1 protein-coding gene is annotated in these 433 nt (G+C 65.8%); it reads left to right on the top strand.

All coding sequences use genetic code 11. The annotated features are described in order from the left end of the window. Positions 1–433, top strand: a 433-nt coding sequence (locus tag HZR81_RS23750) for a Mu transposase domain-containing protein (RefSeq protein WP_500129412.1), incomplete at both ends; no start/stop codon positions are given.

The following is a 433-nucleotide window of genomic DNA, read 5'->3' as shown; positions in this document are numbered from 1 at the left end:
TCTGAGTGTGGCCGAAGTGCTGGAGTTGGAGCGCGCTGAACTGATGCCTGTGCCAGCGCCATTCGACGGTTACGTCGAGCGGCCTGCGCGGGTCTCCAGCACCTGCTTGGTCAGCGTCGGGCGCAACCGCTACTCGGTGCCGTGTGAGTACGCGGGTAAGTGGGTCAGCAGCCGTTTGTATCCGACGCGAATCGAGGTGGTGGCTGACGACGCGCTGATCGCCAGCCATGTCCGCTTGCTGGATCGCGACCAGGTCAGCTATGACTGGCAGCACTACCTCCCGCTGATCGAACGCAAGCCCGGTGCGCTGCGCAACGGCGCGCCCTTTGCTGATCTGCCGGCGCCGCTGCGTCAGCTTAAGCACGGTCTGGGGCGTCATGCCGGCGGTGACCGGATCATGGCGCAAGTTCTGGCTGCCGTACCGGTCGCCGGG

The organism is Pseudomonas sp. LM13, from assembly GCF_041381355.1.
In the GTDB taxonomy this organism is placed as follows: domain Bacteria; phylum Pseudomonadota; class Gammaproteobacteria; order Pseudomonadales; family Pseudomonadaceae; genus Stutzerimonas; species Stutzerimonas frequens.
Note: the sequence above shows the minus strand (reverse complement) of the source record. Positions and strands in the feature narration are given on the sequence as shown.